Origin of the sequence: Nocardioides gansuensis (assembly GCF_003076135.1) — a bacterium.
GTDB lineage: Bacteria > Actinomycetota > Actinomycetes > Propionibacteriales > Nocardioidaceae > Nocardioides > Nocardioides gansuensis.
Genome location: NZ_QDGZ01000005.1, coordinates 195,828 through 216,411 on the forward strand (window position 1 = coordinate 195,828; position 20,584 = coordinate 216,411).

Annotated in this window: 19 protein-coding genes and 3 tRNA genes; 9 read left to right on the forward strand and 13 right to left on the reverse strand. The window is 71.9% G+C overall.

Going from position 1 to position 20,584, the window contains the following annotated elements; all coding sequences use genetic code 11:
* Positions 1 to 224: 224 nt before the first annotated feature.
* From DDE18_RS12765 to DDE18_RS24020, 3 genes are all read right to left on the reverse strand, one after another.
* Positions 225 to 1,118 carry an LLM class flavin-dependent oxidoreductase gene (locus DDE18_RS12765; RefSeq protein ID WP_116572654.1) on the reverse strand — a complete coding sequence of 298 codons (894 nt, stop codon included), beginning with the start codon at positions 1,116 to 1,118 and terminating at the stop codon, positions 225 to 227.
* Positions 1,115 to 2,638 carry an alpha-amylase family glycosyl hydrolase gene (locus DDE18_RS12770; RefSeq protein WP_165821142.1) on the reverse strand — a complete coding sequence of 508 codons (1,524 nt, stop codon included), beginning with the start codon at positions 2,636 to 2,638 and terminating at the stop codon, positions 1,115 to 1,117. Before DDE18_RS12770 ends, DDE18_RS12765 begins: the two co-directional genes overlap by 4 nt.
* 230 nt (positions 2,639 to 2,868) lie before the next feature.
* The gene (locus DDE18_RS24020) at positions 2,869 to 2,997 is read right to left on the reverse strand and encodes a hypothetical protein (protein WP_281258376.1); all 129 of its coding nucleotides are present in this window, start codon (positions 2,995 to 2,997) and stop codon (positions 2,869 to 2,871) included.
* A gap of 35 nt (positions 2,998 to 3,032) precedes the next feature.
* On the opposite strand from DDE18_RS24020, the gene DDE18_RS12775 reads away from it, so the two are divergent.
* Positions 3,033 to 3,233: a tyrosine-type recombinase/integrase gene (locus DDE18_RS12775; protein ID WP_116572870.1), complete on the forward strand. Its 201-nt coding sequence runs from the start codon at positions 3,033 to 3,035 to the stop codon at positions 3,231 to 3,233.
* Positions 3,234 to 3,402: 169 nt separating this feature from the next.
* Here the strand turns inward: DDE18_RS12775 and DDE18_RS12780 are convergent.
* Positions 3,403 to 3,475, reverse strand: a tRNA-Arg gene (locus DDE18_RS12780).
* Between the two features lie 139 nt (positions 3,476 to 3,614).
* Between DDE18_RS12780 and DDE18_RS12785 the strand changes: the two genes are divergently transcribed.
* The 3 genes from DDE18_RS12785 (at position 3,615) to DDE18_RS12795 (ending at position 8,756) form a co-directional block, all read left to right on the forward strand.
* Positions 3,615 to 5,456 carry a phosphoenolpyruvate carboxykinase (GTP) gene (locus DDE18_RS12785; protein WP_116572656.1) on the forward strand — a complete coding sequence of 614 codons (1,842 nt, stop codon included), beginning with the start codon at positions 3,615 to 3,617 and terminating at the stop codon, positions 5,454 to 5,456.
* Between the two features lie 298 nt (positions 5,457 to 5,754).
* Positions 5,755 to 7,605 (forward strand): phosphoenolpyruvate carboxykinase (GTP), encoded by a 1,851-nt coding sequence (locus DDE18_RS12790; RefSeq protein WP_116572657.1) that lies wholly within the window; start codon positions 5,755 to 5,757, stop codon positions 7,603 to 7,605.
* Positions 7,606 to 7,751: 146 nt separating this feature from the next.
* On the forward strand, positions 7,752 to 8,756 hold the full coding sequence (locus tag DDE18_RS12795) for a TrmB family transcriptional regulator (protein WP_116572658.1): 1,005 nt from the start codon (positions 7,752 to 7,754) through the stop codon (positions 8,754 to 8,756).
* A 12-nt stretch (positions 8,757 to 8,768) separates the two neighbouring features.
* On the opposite strand, the gene DDE18_RS22980 is transcribed toward DDE18_RS12795, so the two are convergent.
* From DDE18_RS22980 to DDE18_RS12810, 3 genes are all read right to left on the reverse strand, one after another.
* Positions 8,769 to 8,915, reverse strand: a complete 147-nt coding sequence (locus DDE18_RS22980) for a hypothetical protein (protein WP_165821143.1) — start codon at positions 8,913 to 8,915, stop codon at positions 8,769 to 8,771.
* 120 nt (positions 8,916 to 9,035) lie between these two features.
* A tRNA-Ser gene (locus tag DDE18_RS12805) sits at positions 9,036 to 9,126 on the reverse strand.
* Between the two features lie 99 nt (positions 9,127 to 9,225).
* On the reverse strand, positions 9,226 to 9,675 hold the full coding sequence (locus DDE18_RS12810) for a hypothetical protein (RefSeq protein WP_116572660.1): 450 nt from the start codon (positions 9,673 to 9,675) through the stop codon (positions 9,226 to 9,228).
* Positions 9,676 to 9,776: 101 nt separating this feature from the next.
* Here DDE18_RS12810 and DDE18_RS12815 point away from each other — a divergent pair, with 101 nt between their 5' ends.
* Positions 9,777 to 10,148 carry a hypothetical protein gene (locus tag DDE18_RS12815; RefSeq protein WP_116572661.1) on the forward strand — a complete coding sequence of 124 codons (372 nt, stop codon included), beginning with the start codon at positions 9,777 to 9,779 and terminating at the stop codon, positions 10,146 to 10,148.
* A gap of 173 nt (positions 10,149 to 10,321) precedes the next feature.
* Here the strand turns inward: DDE18_RS12815 and DDE18_RS12820 are convergent.
* Positions 10,322 to 10,409, reverse strand: a tRNA-Ser gene (locus tag DDE18_RS12820).
* A gap of 91 nt (positions 10,410 to 10,500) precedes the next feature.
* On the opposite strand from DDE18_RS12820, the gene DDE18_RS12825 reads away from it, so the two are divergent.
* A complete protein-coding gene (locus tag DDE18_RS12825; RefSeq protein WP_116572662.1) occupies positions 10,501 to 11,415 on the forward strand; it encodes an AAA family ATPase in 915 nt (304 codons plus the stop codon).
* Positions 11,412 to 12,773 (forward strand): vWA domain-containing protein, encoded by a 1,362-nt coding sequence (locus tag DDE18_RS12830; RefSeq protein ID WP_116572663.1) that lies wholly within the window; start codon positions 11,412 to 11,414, stop codon positions 12,771 to 12,773. Before DDE18_RS12825 ends, DDE18_RS12830 begins: the two co-directional genes overlap by 4 nt.
* Before the next feature lie 25 nt (positions 12,774 to 12,798).
* On the opposite strand, the gene DDE18_RS12835 is transcribed toward DDE18_RS12830, so the two are convergent.
* The 4 genes from DDE18_RS12835 to DDE18_RS12850 all read right to left on the reverse strand — a co-directional run bounded on the left by DDE18_RS12835 (position 12,799) and on the right by DDE18_RS12850 (position 16,765).
* The gene (locus DDE18_RS12835) at positions 12,799 to 14,139 is read right to left on the reverse strand and encodes a hypothetical protein (protein WP_116572664.1); all 1,341 of its coding nucleotides are present in this window, start codon (positions 14,137 to 14,139) and stop codon (positions 12,799 to 12,801) included.
* Positions 14,136 to 15,062 carry a hypothetical protein gene (locus DDE18_RS12840; RefSeq protein ID WP_116572665.1) on the reverse strand — a complete coding sequence of 309 codons (927 nt, stop codon included), beginning with the start codon at positions 15,060 to 15,062 and terminating at the stop codon, positions 14,136 to 14,138. The genes DDE18_RS12835 and DDE18_RS12840 overlap by 4 nt, the downstream gene beginning before the upstream one ends.
* A 1-nt stretch (position 15,063) precedes the next feature.
* Positions 15,064 to 15,486 carry a hypothetical protein gene (locus DDE18_RS12845; protein ID WP_116572666.1) on the reverse strand — a complete coding sequence of 141 codons (423 nt, stop codon included), beginning with the start codon at positions 15,484 to 15,486 and terminating at the stop codon, positions 15,064 to 15,066.
* A gap of 100 nt (positions 15,487 to 15,586) precedes the next feature.
* Positions 15,587 to 16,765 (reverse strand): pyridoxal phosphate-dependent aminotransferase, encoded by a 1,179-nt coding sequence (locus DDE18_RS12850; RefSeq protein ID WP_116572667.1) that lies wholly within the window; start codon positions 16,763 to 16,765, stop codon positions 15,587 to 15,589.
* A 107-nt stretch (positions 16,766 to 16,872) separates the two neighbouring features.
* Between DDE18_RS12850 and DDE18_RS12855 the strand changes: the two genes are divergently transcribed.
* Positions 16,873 to 18,399: a potassium/proton antiporter gene (locus DDE18_RS12855; protein ID WP_116572668.1), complete on the forward strand. Its 1,527-nt coding sequence runs from the start codon at positions 16,873 to 16,875 to the stop codon at positions 18,397 to 18,399.
* 19 nt (positions 18,400 to 18,418) lie between these two features.
* Here DDE18_RS12855 and DDE18_RS12860 read toward each other — a convergent pair whose 3' ends face one another.
* A complete protein-coding gene (locus DDE18_RS12860) occupies positions 18,419 to 18,916 on the reverse strand; it encodes a LytR C-terminal domain-containing protein (protein WP_116572669.1) in 498 nt (165 codons plus the stop codon).
* 105 nt (positions 18,917 to 19,021) lie between these two features.
* On the opposite strand from DDE18_RS12860, the gene DDE18_RS12865 reads away from it, so the two are divergent.
* Positions 19,022 to 20,584, forward strand: a complete 1,563-nt coding sequence (locus tag DDE18_RS12865) for a helicase HerA-like domain-containing protein (RefSeq protein ID WP_116572670.1) — start codon at positions 19,022 to 19,024, stop codon at positions 20,582 to 20,584.

Consider the following 20,584-nt stretch of genomic DNA (forward strand, 5'->3'; position numbering starts at 1 on the left):
TTCACCGTGCGCACGCACGACGGTGGGGAGCTCACCTTCGACAGCCTCGAGTGCGCGGCGCACCTGATCGCGCCGACCTGCGGCCACTGCGGCTGCCGCATCCTCGGCCACGGGATCCAGGTGACCAACCAGGTCTACTGCTGCGCGAGCTGTGCGCGTCACGACGGCGTGGAGCAGGCGGTCGACCACGCAGGGCAACCCCAACCAGTAGCCCTACGGCCCCCTCAGAGGAGGGGCCGCACCTCCTTGTCGAACGACCGGAGGAAGCCGGCCTGGTCCGTGCCCACGGGGTGCAGGAGGATCCGGTCGATCCCCAGGGCCGCCAGCTCCTCGAGGCGGGTGGAGAGCTCGTGGGCGTCGTCGGTGACGATGGCCACCTCGCTGAAGTCGTCACCTGCGACCCGCCCGGGCCGCACCGGCTTGGCGCTCCAGTGCAGCAGGGCCTCCTCCTGGGCCTCCTCCAGGGAGGGTCGCCACGCCACGTCCACCTGGAGGTGGACCGGCTTGTCCGGGCCGGCCCGGGCGCGGAAGGCACTGGCCACCGGGACCACCTCGTCCGGCCGGGTGCCGACCGTGATCAGGCCGTCGGCCCAGGAGGCGAGCTCTGCCGCGGCGGTGGGCGTCGTCGCCGCCCCGAAGAGCGGAGGCGGCACCTCGGGGAGGGTCCAGCCCGGCACGGGCGCCGTCGACGTGAAGGGCTCGTCGCTCTCGGCCCGGCCCGAGAGCAGGGCGCGGATCACGGTCGCCGACTCGGCCAGGCGGGCGCTCCGCTCGGCGTGACCGGGCCACGACTGGACCGGCTGGTCGGCGGTCTCGTCGGAGGCGAGCGCGGGCACCAGGCGGCCCGGGAAGATCCGGCAGGTGGTCGAGATCGAGTGGGCCACCTGGGCGGGGTGGAACCGCCACCCCGGCGTGGTCACCACCTCGAACGGCACGCGGGTGCGGCACATCGTCGCCCCCAGCCAGCTCCACGCGAAGCCCGCCTCGCCGCCGTGCGCACCGAAGTGGTTGGTGCTGTGCACGGCGTCGAAGCCGCACTCCTCCGCGAGCATCGCGAGCTCCACCAGCTCCTCGGGTGGAAACTGCTCGTGGGACGCGTAGTAGCCGTACTCCGTCATGTCACACCTCCATGGGCTGTGCCCCACCAGTACCCGTGCGGCCCGATCCGGAGTCGCCCGGCGGCCTCCTGATCGGTTCCATCGCCACCCACGAGGACCGGGCGCCAGTCCCCGGGCGGCATCGTCACGTCGACCGGCCGACCCGAGAGGTTGGCCAGCATCAGCACCTCGCCACGACAGATCGCCAGCACGGCCGGGTGGCCGACGTCTGCGACCTCCACCCGGGCCGTGGCCAGGCGGGGCAGCTCACACCGGGCCGCGACCACGCGGCGTACCTCCTCGAGAAGGGGGTTGTCGTCGCGCACGCGGTCCCAGGCCATCGGCGTGCGGACCGCCGACCGCCCCGGCCGCTGCAAGTCCTCGTCCTGCCCGACCTCGTCGCCGTAGAGCATCACCGCGGCGCCGGGCAGTGACATCAGGACGGCGTGGGCGAGCGCGACGCGGCGGTCGCCCTCACCCGGCGACCCGGTGTCGAGCATCGCCGCGAGGCGCCGGCGGATCCCCCGGCCGTAGGCCTGCATCCGGGGCTCCGGCGCGAAGGCGGCGACCACCTCGGCCCGCTCCTCCTCGCTGAGCCGCTCGAGGTCGAGCTCGTCGTGGTTGCGCAGGAAGCGCGCGTACGCCGCGCTCGGCGGCGGGTCCGGCTGGCGCGCGAGGGCCTCGGCCAGGGGAGCGGCCTGCTGACGGGCCAGTGCGAGCCACAGGTGGCTGTTGGACCAGAAGTCGGTGAGGAGGTCGAGCCCGGCTGCGAAGTAGTCGGCGTAGCCGTCCGGCCGGACGTCGGCCTCGCCCATCAGCACGGTCCCCGGGGCGGCGTCCTCCAGCAGGCGGGAGATCCGCCGGAGAACCCAGAAGCCGTCGTCGGTGCCCTCGCGCTGTGCGGCACGGTCCACGAGGTGGGACGCGGCATCGATCCGGAAGCCGTCGACGCCGCGGTCGAGCCAGAAGCGCACGATCCGCTCGATCTCGTCGACCACGCCGGGTGCCGTGGGGTCGAGGTCCGGCTCGTGGCGGTAGAAGAGGTGGCGGTAGAAGCGGCCCGAGACCGCGTCGAGGCTCCACACCGACCTCTCGACGGTGGGGAAGATCGGCTCCTCGGTGGCCGGGTCGTGCTCCGGGTCGTCGGTCCAGATGAACCAGTCCCGGTAGGGGGAGTCCGGATGTCGGCGCGCCGACTCGAACCACGGATGCCGGATCGAGGTGTGCTGCACCACGAGCTCCACGACCACCCTGAGGCCGAGCTCGTGTGCCCGCAGCACGACCTTGTCCAGGTCCGCCAGCGTGCCGTAGCGCGACGCGACGGCCTGGTGGTCGGTGACGTCGTAACCGCCGTCCTCGAAGGGGGACTCGTAGAACGGCAGCAACCACAGGCAGGTGGCACCCAGGTCGGCCACGTGGTCGAGCCGGTCGAGAAGTCCCATGAGGTCGCCGTCGCGGCCCTCCTCGTGGGCGAACTGCGCGATAGCCGCCTGGTAGACGACGGCGTCCTGCCACCAGCGGGTCGTCTCTCCGGCCTCCATGCGGGGCGGGTACCCGACGCTGTTGCAGGGCATGCAGGCGCCCCGGACGCCCGTGCGCGCCGCCGTACCAGGGGCGCGCCCTCCAGGTGAAATGGGCTGTTTGTGGGATTGCTCCGCTCCCGGCCCGGGAGGAGAGTCGGGTGCAGCGAGCTCCCTCGGGACCAGGCCGAGCCGGCCCCGACCTTCCCCGTGGGACGGGGTCGGCTCCCTGTCGCTGTGGTCTTGCTCCGCTACTTCATCCTCGCCGGAGGCAGGGCTCCGCGGGGCGTCCGGGCGAGGACCTCGTGCACCAGGGCCGGAAGCTCGAGTGGCCTGAAGGGCTTGGCGATGAACGCGTCCGCGTCGTCGGGAACCGTCACACGGATCGTGCAAGAGGCCCGCGAAGAAGGCCGGCGTGCGCGTCGTACCCCTCCACGACTTCCGGCATGGGTGCGTGTCGATCCTGCTCGCCCTCGGGGTTCCGCCCCGGACGGCCATGGAGATCGTCGGGCACTCCACGATCGAGATGACGATGAACGTCTACGGACACGTCACGCTCGATGAGAAGCGGTCTGCCCTGGACAAGCTCGGAATTCTCTTCGAGGGAGACGAGTGATACCCACTACGTCACTCCCGTCACAGGGCTCAACGGCGCCGTTGCAGTACGCCGTTGCAGTACGCCGTTGCAGTACGGGCACTCCCGGTGCGTTGCCCTTCTGACCCCAGCGGACCACGGAAACGCAAAACCGCAGGTCAGCGGGGTGCTGGCTGCGGTCTTGGTGTTGCGCGCCTGTAGGGATTCGAACCCCAAACCTTCTGATCCGTAGTCAGATGCTCTATCCGTTGAGCTACAGGCGCCCGTCCTCACCGAGGCGAGGACTGGAAGAGAGTAGCCGACAGATCGAGCCCCAGCGAAATCAGGACGTCTCCGGGCACTAGTGTGCCTAGGCACCAGTCCCCGGTCGATCGGGGCGGTCGACAAGATGGAGCGAGGCAGATGGCAGACGTTGAGGCAGCCCTCGATGCGGCTGGACTGAGCAATCCGAAGGTCCGTGAATACGTCGCTTACTACGCGGAGCTGACAGGTGCCGAGCGCGTCGAGGTGGTCACCGCCGCCGACGACGCACGACTGATCCAGGAGGCCCTGGACGCGGGAGAGCTGGAGCCGGCGGGGGAGGGTCGCTACTACTCCCGGAGCTATCACAAGGACACCGCGCGCTCGGAGGAGCGCACCATCGTGTCGACCAGCAACGAGGCCGACAAGGGTGTCTACAACAACTGGCGTCCGTCCTCGGAGATGAAGCCCCTGCTCCACGACCGCATGCGGGGTGCCTCCGCGGGCAAGACGATGTACGTCGTCCCCTACCTGATGTCCCCGCCCGGCAACGACCTCGCCCCGTGGGCCGCCGGCGTCGAGCTGACCGACACCCGCACCGTCGTGCTGCACATGATCCGGATGGCCCGGGTCGGCGTCGACTACCTCAACGACCTCGAGGACCCGGACCTGTTCGTCCGCGCCGTCCACGTCACCGGCGACCTCGAGAACCTCGGCCAGGGCACCCCCGACGACCAGCGCTACTTCGTCACCGTGGCCGACGAGCGCACGATCCTGCACTTCGGCTCCTCCTACGGCGGCAACGCGCTGCTCGGGAAGATCGCCCACGGCCTGCGCCAGGCGGCGTACGACGGCTGGGCGTCGAAGAAGTTCCTGGGCGAGCAGTACATGCTCATCGGGATCCACGACAAGGAGACCGGCAAGGACTACCACATCTGCGGTGGCTTCCCGAGCGCCTCGGGCAAGACCAACCTCGCGATGATGCTGGCCCCCGACACCCTCGGCGACCGCTATCACGTCTCCTTCTACGGCGACGACATCGCCTGGCTGTGGGTGGGCCAGGACGGCCGCCTCTACGGCATGAACCCCGAGTACGGCGTCTTCGGCGTCGCCAAGGACACCAACGAGAACACCAACCCGACCGCCCTGCGGTCGGTCGCCCCGGGCACCGGCACGATCTTCACCAACGTCGCCTACAACCCGGCGACGCAGGAGGTCTGGTGGGAGGGCCGCACGCCCGAGCCGCCGGCCGACACCACCGGCTGGCTGGACTGGAAGGGTGACCCGATCGCCGACCGCTCGCCGGAGCAGGCCGGCGAGCCGTGGGCCCACCCGAACAGCCGCTTCACCACCACGCTCGACAACGTCCCCAACATCGCCCAGGACTACGACGAGCCGGCCGGCGTCCCGATCGACGCGATCATCTTCGGCGGCCGCACCCGCGACCGCGAGCCGCTGATCCGCGCCATCACCGACCTCGCCGAGGGCGTCTACGACGGGCTGACCCTGGGCGCCGAGGCGACCTTCGCCGCCGAGGGCGTCGACGGCCAGCTGCGCTACGACCCGATGTCCAACCGGCCGTTCATGGCCTACAGCGAGGGCGACTACGCGCGCCACTACCTCGACGTCGTCGGTGCCGCGTCGGAGCAGCCGATCTTCGCCCACGTCAACTGGTTCCAGCGCGACCCGGAGGACGGTCACTTCCTGTGGCCCGGCTACCGCGACAACCTGCGCCCGCTGCTGTGGCTGCTGCAGTTGAAGAACGGCGAGGTCGAGGGACGTCGTACGGCGGTGGGCATCCTGCCGAAGGAGGAGGAGCTCAACCTCGAGGGCATGGACGTCCCCGCCGAGGACCTCGAGCGCATCCTCACCATCGACAAGGCCCGCTGGCAGCAGGAGATGGGGTTCCGCGAGGAGCACCTCAAGCAGTTCGCCAACCTGCCCGACGAGATCTGGGAGGCCCACCGCCGGGTGGCCGCCGACCTCGACGCCGAAGAGGCCTGAAGGACCCGCCCGCAAGCTGCTCCTGGACGCGGTGCCGCACCTCCGACGGAGGCGCGGCACCGCGTCGCTGTGTCTGCGGATGTGGCCCGGCTCACATCTGAATCGATCCAACGAGGTGCGTTGATCGATCCAATAGGAGGCAGTCCGGGCCGGCGCTAGCCTCCGAGCACCCGAGTGGCCGGGCAATGACGCCGGGCTAGACCGAGACTCCACGACCTCCGTCGAGACGCTCGACGGCCGGGACGCCTTCGTCGAGGACGAGTCGACCCGTGATTGCGCGAGAGGGACACCTGCAGGCATGACCGCCACCACCGAGTCCACCACCACCGCCGGCTCGTCCGGCCGGCCCACCACTCACCAGGGGATCCTGGCCTGGGTCACCGAGATCGCCGAGCTCACCCAGCCCGACCGCATCCACTGGTGCACGGGCTCCCCCGAGGAGTGGGCCGAGCTTACCGACGCCCTCGTCGGGACGGGCACGTTCACCCGGCTCAACCCCGAGCTCAAGCCCAACTCCTTCTACGCCGCCTCCGACCCCACGGACGTGGCGCGCGTCGAGGACCGCACCTACATCTGCTCGGTCGACGAGCGCGACGCGGGTCCGACCAACAACTGGATGGACCCCGACCAGATGAAGGACCTCATGCGCGGGCTCTACGCCGGCTGCATGAAGGGCCGCACGATGTACGTCATCCCGTTCGTGATGGGTCACCTCGAGGCCGAGAAGCCGATGTTCGGCGTCGAGATCACCGACTCCGCCTACGTCACGGTGTCGATGTCCGTGATGGCGCGGATGGGCACCGAGGTGCTCCGCAAGATGGAGGAGCTCGAGGCCGCCGGCGAGGACTTCCAGTGGGTCCCCGCGCTGCACTCGGTCGGCATGCCGCTCGAGCCCGGCCAGGCCGACGTCCCGTGGCCGTGCAACGACACCAAGTACATCGTCCAGTTCCCCGAGGAGCGGATGATCTGGTCCTTCGGATCCGGCTACGGCGGCAACGCCCTGCTCGGCAAGAAGTGCTACGCGCTGCGCATCGCCTCGGTGATGGCCCGCGACGAGGGCTGGATGGCCGAGCACATGCTCATCCTCAAGCTCACCTCGCCCGCCGGGGTGACCAAGTACGTCGCGGCCGCCTTTCCGAGCGCCTGCGGCAAGACCAACCTCGCGATGCTCAAGCCGACCATCCCGGGCTGGAAGGTCGAGGCCATCGGCGACGACATCGCCTGGATGCGCATCGGCGACGACGGCCGCCTGTGGGCCGTCAACCCGGAGTACGGCTTCTTCGGTGTCGCCCCCGGCACCAACGAGCACACCAACCCCAACGCGATGGCCACCATCAACAAGGGCAACTCGGTCTTCACCAACGTCGCGCTCACCGAGGACGGCGACGTCTGGTGGGAGGGCCTGGAGAACCCGCCGGCCCGGGCGACCTCGTGGAAGGGCGAGCCATGGACGCCGGACAGCGAGGAGCTGTCCAGCCACGCCAACAGCCGCTACTGCACGCCCATCAAGCAGTGCGACATGCTCGCTCCGGAGTACGACGACCCGCGCGGCGTGCCGATCGACGCGATCCTCTTCGGCGGCCGCCGCAAGACGACGGTCCCGCTCGTGACCGAGGCCCGCGACTGGACCCACGGCACGTTCATGGGCGCCACGCTCTCGTCGGAGACCACCGCCGCGGCCACCGGGGCGGTCGGCGTCGTGCGCCGCGACCCGATGGCGATGCTGCCGTTCATCGGCTACAACGCCGGTGACTACTTCGGCCACTGGATCAACATCGGCAAGGACAACGACGCGTCCAGGCTCCCGAAGATCTTCTACGTCAACTGGTTCCGCCGTGGCGAGGACGGCGGCTTCCTGTGGCCCGGCTTCGGTGAGAACTCCCGCGTCCTCAAGTGGGTCGTCGAGCGCATCGACGGGCAGGCCGCTGCGGTCGAGACCCCCATCGGCCACGTGCCGGCGCCGGGCGCACTCGACGTCGACGGCCTCGACCTCACCGACGAGGAGCTGGCCCAGGCCCTCGCCGTGGACGTCGAGGAGTGGAAGGCCGAGATCCCGCAGATCCAGGAGTGGTTCGAGAAGTTCGGCGACGACCTGCCGTCCGTGCTCTGGACCGAGCTCGACGGCCTGAAGGCCCGCCTCGACGCCTGATCGCCCCGTCACCCCGCCGACCCGGCAGGCGTCGACGGCCCTCCACAGGAGCGCCGGCGACTTCTGCCGGGTCAGCGCATTTCAGGGGCCTCGGCTTGTGCGACGATCGGGGCCGGACCAGGTGGACACGAGGGGAGGCTGGTGGAGTGCCCGAGCACGCGGCCAGGCGGGAGCTGTTCACGACCGCGGCGACGGACCTCTACGAGGAGATCGTCGCCCAGGCAGGCCTGTGCGTCGACGACCCCACCATCGCCGAGGGCGGCCCGCAGAAGACGGCGTTCGACCTGCTCGTCGAGCTCGGCCTGGTCGTCCGGGATCCGGGTGGTGAGCGGTGGCTCCCGGTCGACCCCGCCGCCGTCCAGTCGCGCGTCGTCACACCCCTGGGGCAGGAGGGCACCCGGCTGATCGCGGAGTCCGCCGCGTGGGCCGAGGCGTTCGGCGCGCTCTCGCACAGCTGGCGGCGGTCGCCGGAGTCGGTGCGCGGCCCGTTCACCGAGATCCGCGGCGTGCCGGCCATCCTGGCCTTCATCACCTCGCAGGTGGCCGAGGTCGAGCAGGAGCTGCTCACCGCGCAGCCCCAGACCGGCCGTGACGCACGACAGCTGGCCGAGGCGATCGAGCGGGAGAGCGAGGCCCTGCGCCGAGGTGTGAAGATGCGCACGCTCTACCAGCACTCGGCGCGCCGCCACGCGGTCACCCACAAGTACGTCGCGGCGGTGACGGCCGAGGGCGCCGAGGTCCGCACCCTCGACGAGTTCTTCAACCGGATGCTGGTATTCGACCGCAGGCTCGCCATGATCCCCGGCCACGACAGCCTCAACATGGCGGTGGTGATCCGCGAGCCCTCGATCGTGGCCTACCTCGTCGACATCTTCGAGCGGTCCTGGGAGCGGGCGCGCCCGTTCATCAACCGCGACACGACGCTGCTCGAGGACATCGCGGCGGAGCAGCGCGCGATGACGATCCGGATGCTGATCGAGGGCTATGCCGATCCTGCCGGCGCGAAGCGGGTCGGGGTCAGCACCCGCACCTATGCCGGCTACGTGGCCGACCTCAAGGAGGAGTTCGAGGTCGAGACGCGTTTCCAGCTCGGCTACGTGCTCGGGCAGCGTGGAGTCTCCGGACAGGAGCTGGCCGACCGGGACGATTGAATCAGTCGTGGGTCACTTCTTGCCGGGCTTGTCCGGGCTGACGATGCCGCCTCCGCCCCACGTGGTGTCGCCGTGGGCCGACGACGTCGTGGTGGCGGCGAGGCCGAGGCCGAGGAGGGCGGCGAGCGTCGCAGCAGCGATGCGGCGTGCAGGGGTCATGGTGATCACCTTGCTCTGGGAGTCCGAGTGCTGCACATTCTCGCTCACAGGTGCGGACCTGCGCAGAAGAGTCGCACAACAGGTCCGCTGGCCCCCCGGACGGGAGGCCAGCGGATGCGGCGGAGGCGGAGGGATTTGAACCCTCGATGGGGTTGTAGCCCCAAACCCGCTTAGCAGGCGGGCGCCATAGACCGGACTAGGCGACGCCTCCAGCGCTCCGTGCAAGCCGGAGCCCGGACAGGTTACTAGGCGCGGGGACGGCGGTGCCAATCAGGGGCGTCGAGGCTGCCGACTGCCTCGCAAGGGACGCTCAGAGGGGTCGCAGTCCCTGGCCGTCGCGGAGGTGCTGCTGCAGCTCCCGGGCGAACTGCTCGCGGTCCACCGCAAGCATCTGCACGGGAATCGTGGTGCTGCGCCCGTTGCGCAGGCGGAGTACGACGACGGGCGCGCCGTACCTCGTCGTGGTGACCGCCTCCTCGACGTCCTTCCACCGGGCGGCGGTCTCGCCGGCACCCCGCACCCACTGGACGCGGTAGCCCTCGTCGGTCATCCGCACCACCCAGCCACGGCGGGCCAGCAGGACGCCCGCGGAGAGCAGCACGGCGAGCCCGAGCACGACCGGCACGAGCAGGACCGCCGTGTGGAGGTCGAGGAAAGCCACCAGGGCGGTCGCGACGAAGACCAGCAGAGCGGTCGCGACCAGGACGACCCCCATCAGTCGGGCGGCGACGGCGGGCGCGAGTCGATAGTCGGACGGCACGACTCCATTGAACACAAGCCGGTCGGCCCGCCCTTGCCCGGGTCCCGCACCACCGCCACACTCGAAGGACTCACCGGCTGCCGCACTCGGGAGGTCACAGGATGCTGTCCACGGACACCGCACTGCACGAGCTGCGCCGGGCCCTCGAGCACCCGCCGGCCAGTGGTCCCTCGCTCGGCACCTGGCGGTGGTCCGTGCGTCAGCGGATGGCTGCGGTGCGCGACCTGCTCATCCGCGAGACCGACACGCTGGGCGACGCCTGGCTGGCGGCCCGCCAGGGCGCGTCGCTGCGCGAGCGCAACGCGCTCCTGACCCGGCTCGGTGCGCTGGGCCCGAAGCTGCTGGAGACCCACGAGGTGGAGCCGGTGCGGGACGAGCTCCTGCGCCTGCTGGGCGACATCGACCGCCATCTGCAGCGGCTGCGCGACCTGGCCTACGACGAGGTCGAGCTGGAGCTGGGCGGCTCCGAGTAGCCCGCTTTTCGCAGCCGCCGGACCCGGCCACGCCCCCTCTGCGGCGCGTCGCTCCGCTCCGCTTGGCAGCCGCCGGACCCGGCCACGCCCCCTCTGCGGCGCGTCGCTCCGCTCCGCTTGGCAGCCGCCGGACCCGGCCACGCCCCCTCTGCGGCGCGTCGCTCCGCTCCGCTTGGCAGAGGGGGCGGGATTCGAACCCGCGGTAGCTCTCGCTACGACCGCTTTCAAGGCGGTTCCGATCGGCCACTCCGGCACCCCTCCGAGGCGTCCCGGAGGACGCCACGAGTGGTCAGTCTAGGGGGCTGGACGGTCGCGTCCCGAGGGCCCCGGGCCGCGCGTCTATGCTCGCGCGGTGAGCTCCCTTCGACAGGCTCAGGACTCCGCCTGGTTCACCAGTCCCGACGACGCCGCGACCCGGCTGCACGAGGCCGGCTACCTCGCCGACGCGGCGACCGCCACCACGGCGTACCTCGCCGGCACTCTGGAGAAGCCGCTGCTGATCGAGGGCCCGGCGGGCGTCGGCAAGACCGAGCTCGCGAAGGCGGTCGCCCGTGCGGCCGGCGCCGACCTGGTGCGACTGCAGTGCTACGAGGGCCTCGACGAGGCCCGCGCGCTCTACGAGTGGAACTACAAGAAGCAGCTGCTCCGGATCCAGGCCGCGTCATCGATGGCCGACCAGTCTCCCCAGTCATGGGAGGAGACCCACGATGACATCTTCACCGACGAGTTCCTGCTGACCCGGCCGCTGCTCACCGCGATCCGCCGCGAGCAGCCGACCGTGCTGCTCGTCGACGAGGTCGACAAGACCGACGTCGAGGTCGAGGGCCTGCTGCTCGAGGTGCTCAGTGACTTCCAGGTGACGATCCCCGAGCTCGGCACCGTCTCCGCGACCCGTCGCCCGTTCGTCGTGCTCACGTCCAACGCAACCCGCGAGCTCTCCGAGGCGGTCAAGCGCCGTTGCCTCTTCCTCCACCTCGGCTATCCCGACGCGGAGCGGGAGCGGCAGATCGTCACCAGCCAGGTGCCTGCCCTGGACGAGAAGGTCGTCCGCCAGCTCGTCGACGTCGTCGCCCGGCTCCGCGAGCTGGAACTGAAGAAGGCGCCGTCCATCGCCGAGTCGGTCGACTGGGCGCGCACCCTGATCGCGCTGCAGGTGGGCACCCTCGACGAGGAGGCGATCAGCAGCACGCTCGGCGTCGTGCTCAAGCACGCCAGCGACCAGGCCCGGGCCGTGAAGGAGCTCGGCCTGGCGGCGTCTGGGCGATGACTCTCCTCGACGCACACATCGGCTTCGTCGAGGCGCTGCGCTCGGCGGGGCTGCCGGTGTCGCTGGCCGAGGGGCTGGACGCGATCGCCGCGCTCGAGCGGCTCAGCTGGGGCGACCGCGAGCTCGTCCGCACCGCCTACGCCGCCACGCTCGTCAAGCGCCAGGCCCAGCGGGTCACCTTCGACGCGCTCTTCGACCTGTGGTTCCCCCGGCTGGTCGGCCAGGGCGCCGCACAGGAGGACCACGCTCCGGCGCCGTCCCGCGACGACGGCGCCGCCCTCGCCCGGTTCCGCGAGGAGCTGGCCGACGCCCTCGAGGCCGACGACGTGCAGCGATTGCGTGACCTGGCGGTGGAGGCCGTGGGCCGGTTCGGCGCGATGCCGGGCCGCGGGCCGGGCATGGCCGCCCACTCGGCGTACTCGGCCCTCCGGCGCGTCTCGGCCGACGAGCTGCTCCAGCAGCTCGTCGAGGGCCTGCTCGGCCAGGGGATGGGCGAGGCCCAGGCGGAGCGCACGGCAGGGCGGCGCATCGGCGACTTCAGCCGGCTCGTGGAAGCCGACGCACGGCGCCGCCTGGCCGAGCAGAAGGGCCCCGAGCGGGTCGCCGAGGTGGCGCTGCGGCCGACGATCGACCGACTCGACTTCCTCGCAGCGCGCCGCACCGACCTGGAGGAGCTGCGCCGGGAGATCCAGCCCCTCGCGCGCCGGCTGGCGACCCGGCTGACCAAGGAGCGGCACGCCCGCCGCCGCGGCCCGCTGGACTTCCGCCGCACCGTGCGCGCGTCGATCTCGACCGGCGGCGTCCCGCTGACCACCCACCACAAGCCGAAGCGGCCGCACCGCACCGAGCTCGTCGTGCTCTGCGACGTGAGCGGGTCGGTGGCCAGCTTCGCCCAGTTCACGCTGCTCCTGGTCTTCGCGCTGCGCGACCAGTTCACCCAGGTGCGCGCGTTCACCTTCGTCGACCAGGTCCACGAGGTCACCGACCACTTCAAGCCCGGCGCCGACGTCGTCGAGGTGATGGAGTCGCTCGCCGCGAGCGTGCAGCACGCCGCGCTGTGGGGCCGCACCAACTACGGGCGGGCCTTCACCACGTTCTCCGAGCAGTACGCCGACGCGCTCGGGCCGAAGGTGTCCCTGCTGATCCTCGGCGACGGCCGGTCCAACTACTCCGACCTCGCCCTGCCGGTGCTCCGCGAGCTGGCGTCGTCGGCGCGGCACACCTGGTGGCTCAACCCCGAGCACGCCCGCAACTGGGGCACCGGCGACAGCGCCGCCCCGGCGTACTCCCAGGTCGTGCCGATGGTGGAGTGCCGCAACCTCACCCAGCTGGGCGAGTTCGTGCACGACATCGTCTGACCCTCGGCACCCGTCGGCCGGCTGGTCAGCCGGCCAGGAAGCCGAGGTCGTGGATCCGCCGGATCTCGGCCTGCAGCTCGGGATGACCCGCCTCGTCGGCGGCCCGTCCGCCGACGACGTAGGCCGGCTCGCCGTCGGCCCGGGAGCCGTCGAAGACGACCGTGAGCCTGTTCTGCACCGACGCGTTGATGAGCGACCCGAGCAGGGCGACCGGGTCGGCGCGGTCCTCCAGGGACAGCACCCGGGTCTGCTCGGGGATGAGCGGCACCTGGGCCGAGGGAGACCCCGCGGTGACCACCTGGTCGACCACGAACCTGTCCGAGCTCGCCTTCGCAGCGATCTCCGCCGCCGCCACGCCGCCGTGGGAGGAGCCGACCAGCATCACGCGGGCGCCGGGCTCGCCCTCGACCGCGGCCTCGATCGCCTGCACGACCTGGCGGACGTAGCCACTGTTGTCGGAGCCGACCAGCCGCAGCCGCGCACCCTCGTGGGCGCGCTCGCCGGGGAGGTAGGCGATGAAGCGGCCGGCGCCGAGGCGCTGGACGCTGATCCGCTTGTCGGCGTGGGCCAGGTTGGCCATCAGGTCCTCGAGCGTGCGGGGGAGGGTCTCCGCTGCCCTCGTCTCGACCTCGCCGCCGTCGACGTCGTCGCGCGGCTCAAGGACGCCGCCCGCGGCGTCGCGGACAGCCGAGAGGGCGGACTCGTCGAAGGGCTGGACGCCGATGGCGCGCAGGCCCCCGCGAGCCGCGAGGGGTGCGGACTCCGAGGCGAGGGCGCCGGCCGTGAGCAGCGAGCGCATCTGCAGCCCGTCGAGCAGGCCGCCGGCCCCGGAGACGTGGTCCATCAGGTCGGGGTTGCTCTCGGCGAGCTCGCTGAGGTATGCCGCGACGTCGTCGCGGTCGAGCGCGTCGGTCTCGATCAGGCCGGCCGACACGATGGCGCCACCGAGCTCGACCTCGGGGGCGAGGTAGCCGATCGCCCGTCCGGCGATCGCACCGAGCGTCTTGTAGGCGGCCTGCTGGAGCTCGTCGATCCAGCGGTAGGTGAGCACGGTGGCGCGCACGACGAGCGCGTCGGCGTCGAGCTCGACGGACCGGCTGAGCAGGCCGTGCTTGCCGGTGGTGGCGGCGCGGATGTCCTCCTCCGCCTCCGCGAAGGTGCTCTTGGAGAGCTCTGCAGAGTCGGTGACGTCCTCGTCGCGCAGGATCTCGTCGCCCAGCCGGGCGCGCTCGCGCATCTCGGCGCCGGCCGAGTCGAAGAGGTCGGCGAGCGCGAGCATCTGGTGGTATTTGTCGACGTGGGCTGCCGCCTCGGTGGTGTCGCGGGCGTCGCCGTCGGCCGGCGTCTGGGAGTGGTCGGAGCTCATGCGTTCACCTGCGCGAGGACGGGGGCCAGATCGGTGGCGAGGTCTGCGGGCTGGACGCGCCGCACGCGCACGCGCGGGCCCTGGTCGGTGGTGTGGGGGGCGAGGGAGTGCCAGCCGTCGGCGAGCAGCACCCACGACACGACACCGATCTGGGTGGTCTCGCTCTCGTCCACCCGCGCGCCCAGGACGCGCAGCCGTCCGCGTCCTTCGGTGTGGAAGGCCTGGGCGACGGCGCCGACCTCGCCGTCGGGGACCGGTCGCCCGGAGCCGTCGACGACGCCCTGGCCGTGCTGCTGGGCCAGCACGGGCACCAGGTCGCTGCGGCCGGCGCGGAGTGCCTCGCCGACCGCGTCGAGGAGCGGCAGCGGCAGGTCGATCGACTCCGGCACGGCGCTCGCGCGGAGCGTGACATCCGCCGGGACGGCTCCGGTGCGGGCGAGCTCGGCCGGCCACTGGTCGACGTGGAACCAGGCGAGCTCGAAGACGATGCCGTCACAGGTCGCCAATGTGGCGACCGCGTCGCCGCCCTGGCGGTGCCAGGCCTTGACCTGCGTGCCGTCGGCGGTGACGTCGAGGTCGAGGGCCAGCGTGGGGGTGGCGAGGAGGCCGATGGCGCCGACGATGCTGGCGTCCATGCCGCCGTCGGTGAGCAGGCCGCGCCTGCGCAGGCTCTCCTCCGGGTCGTGGAGGGTGTCCAGCGCCTCGGCGTAGGCTTCGGCCTCCGCCGAGCCCCTCGAGTGGCCGAGGCGACCCTCGAGCGCGCCCGGCTCCGGTGGCTCCTCGAGGTCGAAGGGCAGCGGAGCCTCGCCGGCATGTGCCGCAGCCAGCCGCAGCTCGGGCAGGGTCAGCGCCAGGCGCCGCGGCAGCCCGTCGAGGAAGCTGGCCGGCTCGGGAGCGGGCGCGGTCAGGTCGATGGTCACCATGTCAGAGTCCCGGGAGTGTGGTCGTGAGCCAGTCCTTGTGACCGCTCGGCGGTGCCTCGAACGCCGCGAGCTGCAGGTCCTCCTCGGACGGCGTGGCATCGTGCTCGAGCTGGGCGATCCGGGCCCGGGCGTCGGTCGTCAGGGCCCGTGCCTTGTGCTCGAGGGTCTCGATGGCGTCCTTGAGGGTGTCGGCCTCGTTGACGTGGCGAGCGAGCGACTCCGCGGCCGTCTCGTGCAGCCCGGCGGCCCGGCGCAGGTGGGCGGCGCGCTCCTTGATGCGGGCGCGCATCGCGTCGGCGGCCCGGCCGTGCCACGGCACGGCCTCCGCCTGGGCGACGAGTCGCTCGGCCAGGGCGCGGATGTCCCCGGCCTGCTCACGGAGCTGGGTCACGCGCTTGCGCGCGGTGGCACTGTCGCCGTACATCGATCACTCCCTTCCTTCCCCGCACGATGCCCCGTCGCGTGGAGTCCAAACCCACGGATCACGTGATTCTGGCAGTCCCGCCCGGTCGTGACCCTCGGGCTCAGGGCAGCCAGGCCTCCAGCCGGGCCAGCCCCTCCGCGACGTCTGCCTCGCCGGCGGCGAAGCTGAGCCGCACGTGCCGGTCGCCGTCCACGACGTCGAAGTCGCGGCCCACGGCGACGGCCACCCCGGTCTCGGCGAGCAGTCGCCTGGCCCAGGCGACCGTGTCGTCCGTGAGGTGCCCGACGTCGGCGTAGACGTAGAACGCGCCGTCCGCGGGCGCCAGCCGGTCGATCCCCATCGCCGCGAGACGCTCGAGCATCAGGCTCCGGCTGGCAGCGTAGGCGCGGACGTGCCCGTCGATCTCGGCGTACGACGCGTCCGTGAACGCCGCGACGGCCGCGTGCTGGGCGAGCGCCGGCGGGCAGATCGTGAGGTTGCCGGTGAGCACGTCGACGGCCCGCCGCAGCCGCTCGGGGACCAGCATCCAGCCGATCCGCCAGCCGGTCATCGAGAAGTACTTGCTGAAGGAGTGGAAGACCACCGCCTCGCGGCTCGTCTCCCAGGCGCAGCGAGCCAGGGGCGCGTCGCCGTCGAGCGCGGCGTACTCGATGCCGTGATAGATCTCGTCGGAGACGAGCTGCACACCGTGGTCCTCGCACCAGGCGGCCAGGGCGGCGAGCTCGTCGGGCAGCAGCATCGTGCCGGTCGGGTTGGCGGGGCTGGCGACGACGAGCCCGTCGATCGGGCCCAGCTGCTCGAGCTGCTCGACGCTGGGCTGGAACCTGGTCTCCGGCCCGGTCTCGACCTCGACGACCTCGCAGCCCAGCGCGGTGAGCACGTTGCGATAGCAGGGGTAGCCGGGGCGGGCGAGGGCGACGCGGGCGCCGACGTCGAACGCCGCGAGGAAGGCCAGCACGAACCCGCCGCTCGAGCCCGTGGTGACGACCACGTCGCCGGCCGACACGTCCAGGTCGTGCATCCGCCGGTGGTGGCCGGCGATCGCCTCGCGGAGGGGAAGGATCCCGGCCGCCTCGGTGTAGCCCAGCGGGTCGGGGCCGCCGAGGAGCCGGACGGCCTCCTCCCGCACGGGCGCCGGTGCCCCCGTGACCGGCTGTCCGGCGGCCAGGCTGATGAGGTCACCGTGCGTGCGCTGGCGCTCGGCCGAGGCGCGCAGGACGTCCATCACGTGGAAGGGCGGGACGTCCGCGCGCTGTGCGACGGCGAGCCTGGGGTGCATCGGTGCCTCCTGCCTGTTGGTCCCGGCCCGTCCTACCACGGTTCGGGGGTGGCCGACGCACCCCACTAGGATCAGGGCACAGGTCCCCCAGCGCGGAGCGAGGTGCGATGACCTTCGACGTCCACCAGCTCGACTCCTTCGTGCTGGTGGGGTCGCTCGTCACCCTGGTCGCGATCCTGGCGGTCCGTCTCTCCGCCGGCGCCGGGCTGCCCAGCCTCCTGATCTACCTCTTCATGGGCTTCCTCCTGGGCGAGTCCGTCGTCGGGATTCCCTTCGAGGACGCCCAGCTCGCGCACGCCCTAGGGTTCGGCGCACTCGCCCTGATCCTCGCCGAAGGTGGCCTGACCACCAGCTGGCGGGAGATGCGCTCGTCGATCCGGCTCGGGGTCTCGCTCGCGACCGTGGGGGTCGCCGTCTCGGTGGCCGTCGTCGCCCTGGCGGCGCACTACCTGCTCGGGCTGCCGTGGGAGCTCGCCGTGCTGCTCGGCGCCGTCTGCTCGCCCACGGATGCAGCGGCGGTCTTCTCCGTCCTGCGCGTGGTGCCGCTCCCCAAGCGACTGACCGGCGCGTTGGAGGCGGAGTCCGGTCTCAACGACGCCCCGACCGTGGTGCTCGTCACCGTGATCTCCACCGGTGCCGTGGCCGAGCACGGGCTGCTCGGCGTCAGCGGCATCATCGTGTTCGAGCTCGCCGCGGGCGTGCTCATCGGCCTCGGCGTCGGCTTCGCGGGCGCCTGGGTGATGCGCCGGGTGGCCCTCCCGTCCTCCGGGCTCTACCCCCTCGCCGTGCTGTCCCTCACCCTGGCGGCGTACGGCGCGGGCACGGCCGTGCACGCGTCCGGCTTCGCCGCCATCTACGTCGCGGCGCTGGTGCTGGGCAACAGCGAGCTGCCCCACCGGCTCGCCACCCGGTCGTTCGCCGAGGGCCTCGCCTGGCTGGCCCAGATCGGCCTGTTCGTGATGCTGGGCCTGCTGCTCTCGCCCGGGCGGATCGGCATCGACACCGTCGCCCTCGCGCTGCTGACCGGCCTCGTGCTCACCGTCGTCGCGCGGCCCCTGTCCGTCGCGGTCAGCTCCCTGGCCCAGCCCATGCCGTGGCGCGAGCTCGTCTTCATCTCCTGGGCGGGCCTGCGCGGCGCCGTGCCGGTGGTGCTCACCACGATCGCGCTCGCCGAAGGCGTGGACGGCGCCGACCAGCTCTTCGACATCGTCTTCGTGATGGTTGTGGTCTACACCCTGCTGACGGGTCCGACCCTTCCCCTGGTGGCCCGCCTCCTGAAGGTGGCCAGGCGGTCCGAGCCACGCGGTCTCGACGTCGAGGCGGCGCCGCTCGACCGGCTGGCTGCCGACCTGCTGCAGGTGACCATCAGTCCGGCCTCGAAGATGCACGGCGTCGAGGTGGGCGAGCTCCGCCTGCCGCCCGGCGCCTCGGTCTCGCTCGTCATCAGGCAGGGAGAGGCAATGGTGCCGGAGCGGCGTACGGTCCTGCGCCACGGTGACGACCTGCTCGTGGTCGCCCCGCGCAAGGTGCGTGAGGCCACCGAGGAGCGGCTGCGCCAGGTGTCGGCCGGTGGCCGGCTGGCCCAGTGGCTGGGCGAGGGAACCCCCGGGGAGCAGCGCCGCGTCAGCGAGTGAGCGCCGAGGCGGCGCAGGGTCACTCCGTGGGCGGCGAGCAGATGGTGGCGTCGGCCGCGGCCGTGACCGACTCGACGTTCGGGCCGAGCTCCTTGAACTGCTCGCCCACCACGACCACGACGCCGAGCCCGAGCTGCTCGCCGGACACCACCCTGGCGCCGCGGAACTGCTGCTGCACGAGCTGGACCGCGGGGTTGGTCGGCTGGTCCGACCAGATCTCGACGGTGCGCACCTTCTTGGGTGCGTTGCCCGTCTCGGCCTCGACGAAGCCGCGCTCGACCAGCTGCTCCATGGTCGCGCTCGCCAGCCCGGTGCGTGTGCTGCCGTTGAAGACGCTGACGACCACCTGGTCGCGGAAGATCTCGGTCCCGGCCGGGACCGTCGTGTCGCTGCAGAGGGGGATCTCCTCCTCGTGCGGGAGGGGCTTGGTGGTCGCCTGCCAGCCCCAGAGGGAGGCGAGCACGACCAGGCCCGACAGCACCGCCAGCGTGGTGGCCGTCCTGGCGCCCTGGCCCATCAGGCCACCCCCCAGCGCTCGATGTTCACGCGGTGACTATAACGACGCCGACGCCGGCCTCGGTCCCTCTGCCTGCGGTGCGATCGCTGGCCTAGGCTGCGGCCCATGACGGAGACCACGCGGCCGGACGCGGCTGCCGCCGCCGAGCACCCCATCGCCGCCGCCGTGGCCCCCGGCTACCGGTTCGACGGCCCGGCCGTCGAGCTCGGTGGCCTGATGCTCGACGCCACGGACCTCTCCGACGTGCGCATCCGCATCCCCATGGGGATGCTCAACCGCCACGGGCTCGTGGCCGGCGCGACCGGCACGGGCAAGACCAAGACCCTGCAGCTGCTCGCCGAGCAGCTGAGCGACGCCGGCGTCCCGGTCTTCGCCGCCGACATCAAGGGCGACCTCTCCGGCCTGGGCGTGCCGGGCGAGGGCGGCGAGAAGATCGCCGCGCGCGCGGCCTCGGTCGGCCAGGAGTGGCAGGCCCGCGGCTTCCCCGTCGAGTTCTACGCGCTCGGCGGCCAGGGCACCGGCATCCCGCTGCGCGTGACGATGAGCGCGTTCGGCCCGATGCTGCTGGCGAAGGTGCTCGGGCTCAACGACACCCAGGAGTCCAGCCTGGGCCTGGTCTTCCACTACGCCGACAAGCACGGGCTGCCGCTGCTCGACCTGGCCGACCTGCGCGCGGTCGTGCAGCACCTCACCAGCGACGAGGGCAAGGCCGACCTCAAGGGGCTGGGCGGGCTCTCGAGCGCCACTGCGGGCGTCATCCTGCGCGAGCTCATCGCGTTCGAGGACCAGGGCGCCGACGCGTTCTTCGGCGAGCCGGAGTTCGAGTCGGCCGACCTGCTCCAGGCCACCCCGGACGGCAAGGGCCTGATCAGCCTGGTGGAGCTGCCCAACCTGCAGGACCGCCCGGCGGTCTTCTCCACGTTCCTGATGTGGCTGCTCGCCGACCTCTTCCACGACCTGCCCGAGGTCGGCGACGTCGACCGGCCCAAGCTGGTGTTCTTCTTCGACGAGGCCCACCTGCTGTTCTCGGACGCCTCCGACGCGTTCCTCGACCAGATCGCCCAGACCGTGCGGCTCATCCGTTCCAAGGGCGTCGGCGTCTTCTTCGTGACCCAGAGCCCGACCGACGTGCCGGACGAGGTGCTCGCCCAGCTCGGCTCGCGCATCCAGCACCAGCTGCGCGCCCACACCCCCAACGACGCCAAGGCGCTCAAGCAGACCGTCAACACCTACCCCGACTCGGCCTACGAGGACCTCGGCGAGGTCATCACCAACCTGGGCATCGGCGAGGCTGTCGTGACCGTGATGGACGAGCGGGGCGCCCCGACCCCCGTCGCCTGGACGCGCCTGCGTGCCCCGGAGTCGCGGATGGGACCCGCCGACGCCGCCGCCATGCGGAGGACCGTCGAGTCCAGCCCCCGGCACGCCAAGTACGCCGAGACGGTGGACCGCGAGTCCGCGCGCGAGAAGCTCGCCGCCCGGCTCGAGGAGGGCGCGCGCAAGGCCGCCGAGGACGCCGAGAGCAAGGTCGAGCGCACCCGCGGGACCGCGAAGAAGCAGGACGACGGCCTGGTGATGGACGTCGTGAGGTCCGCCGCCTTCAAGGACTTCATGCGCACCGCGGCCCGCGAGATCGCCCGCGGGATGTTCAGGTCCGGCCGCCGCTGA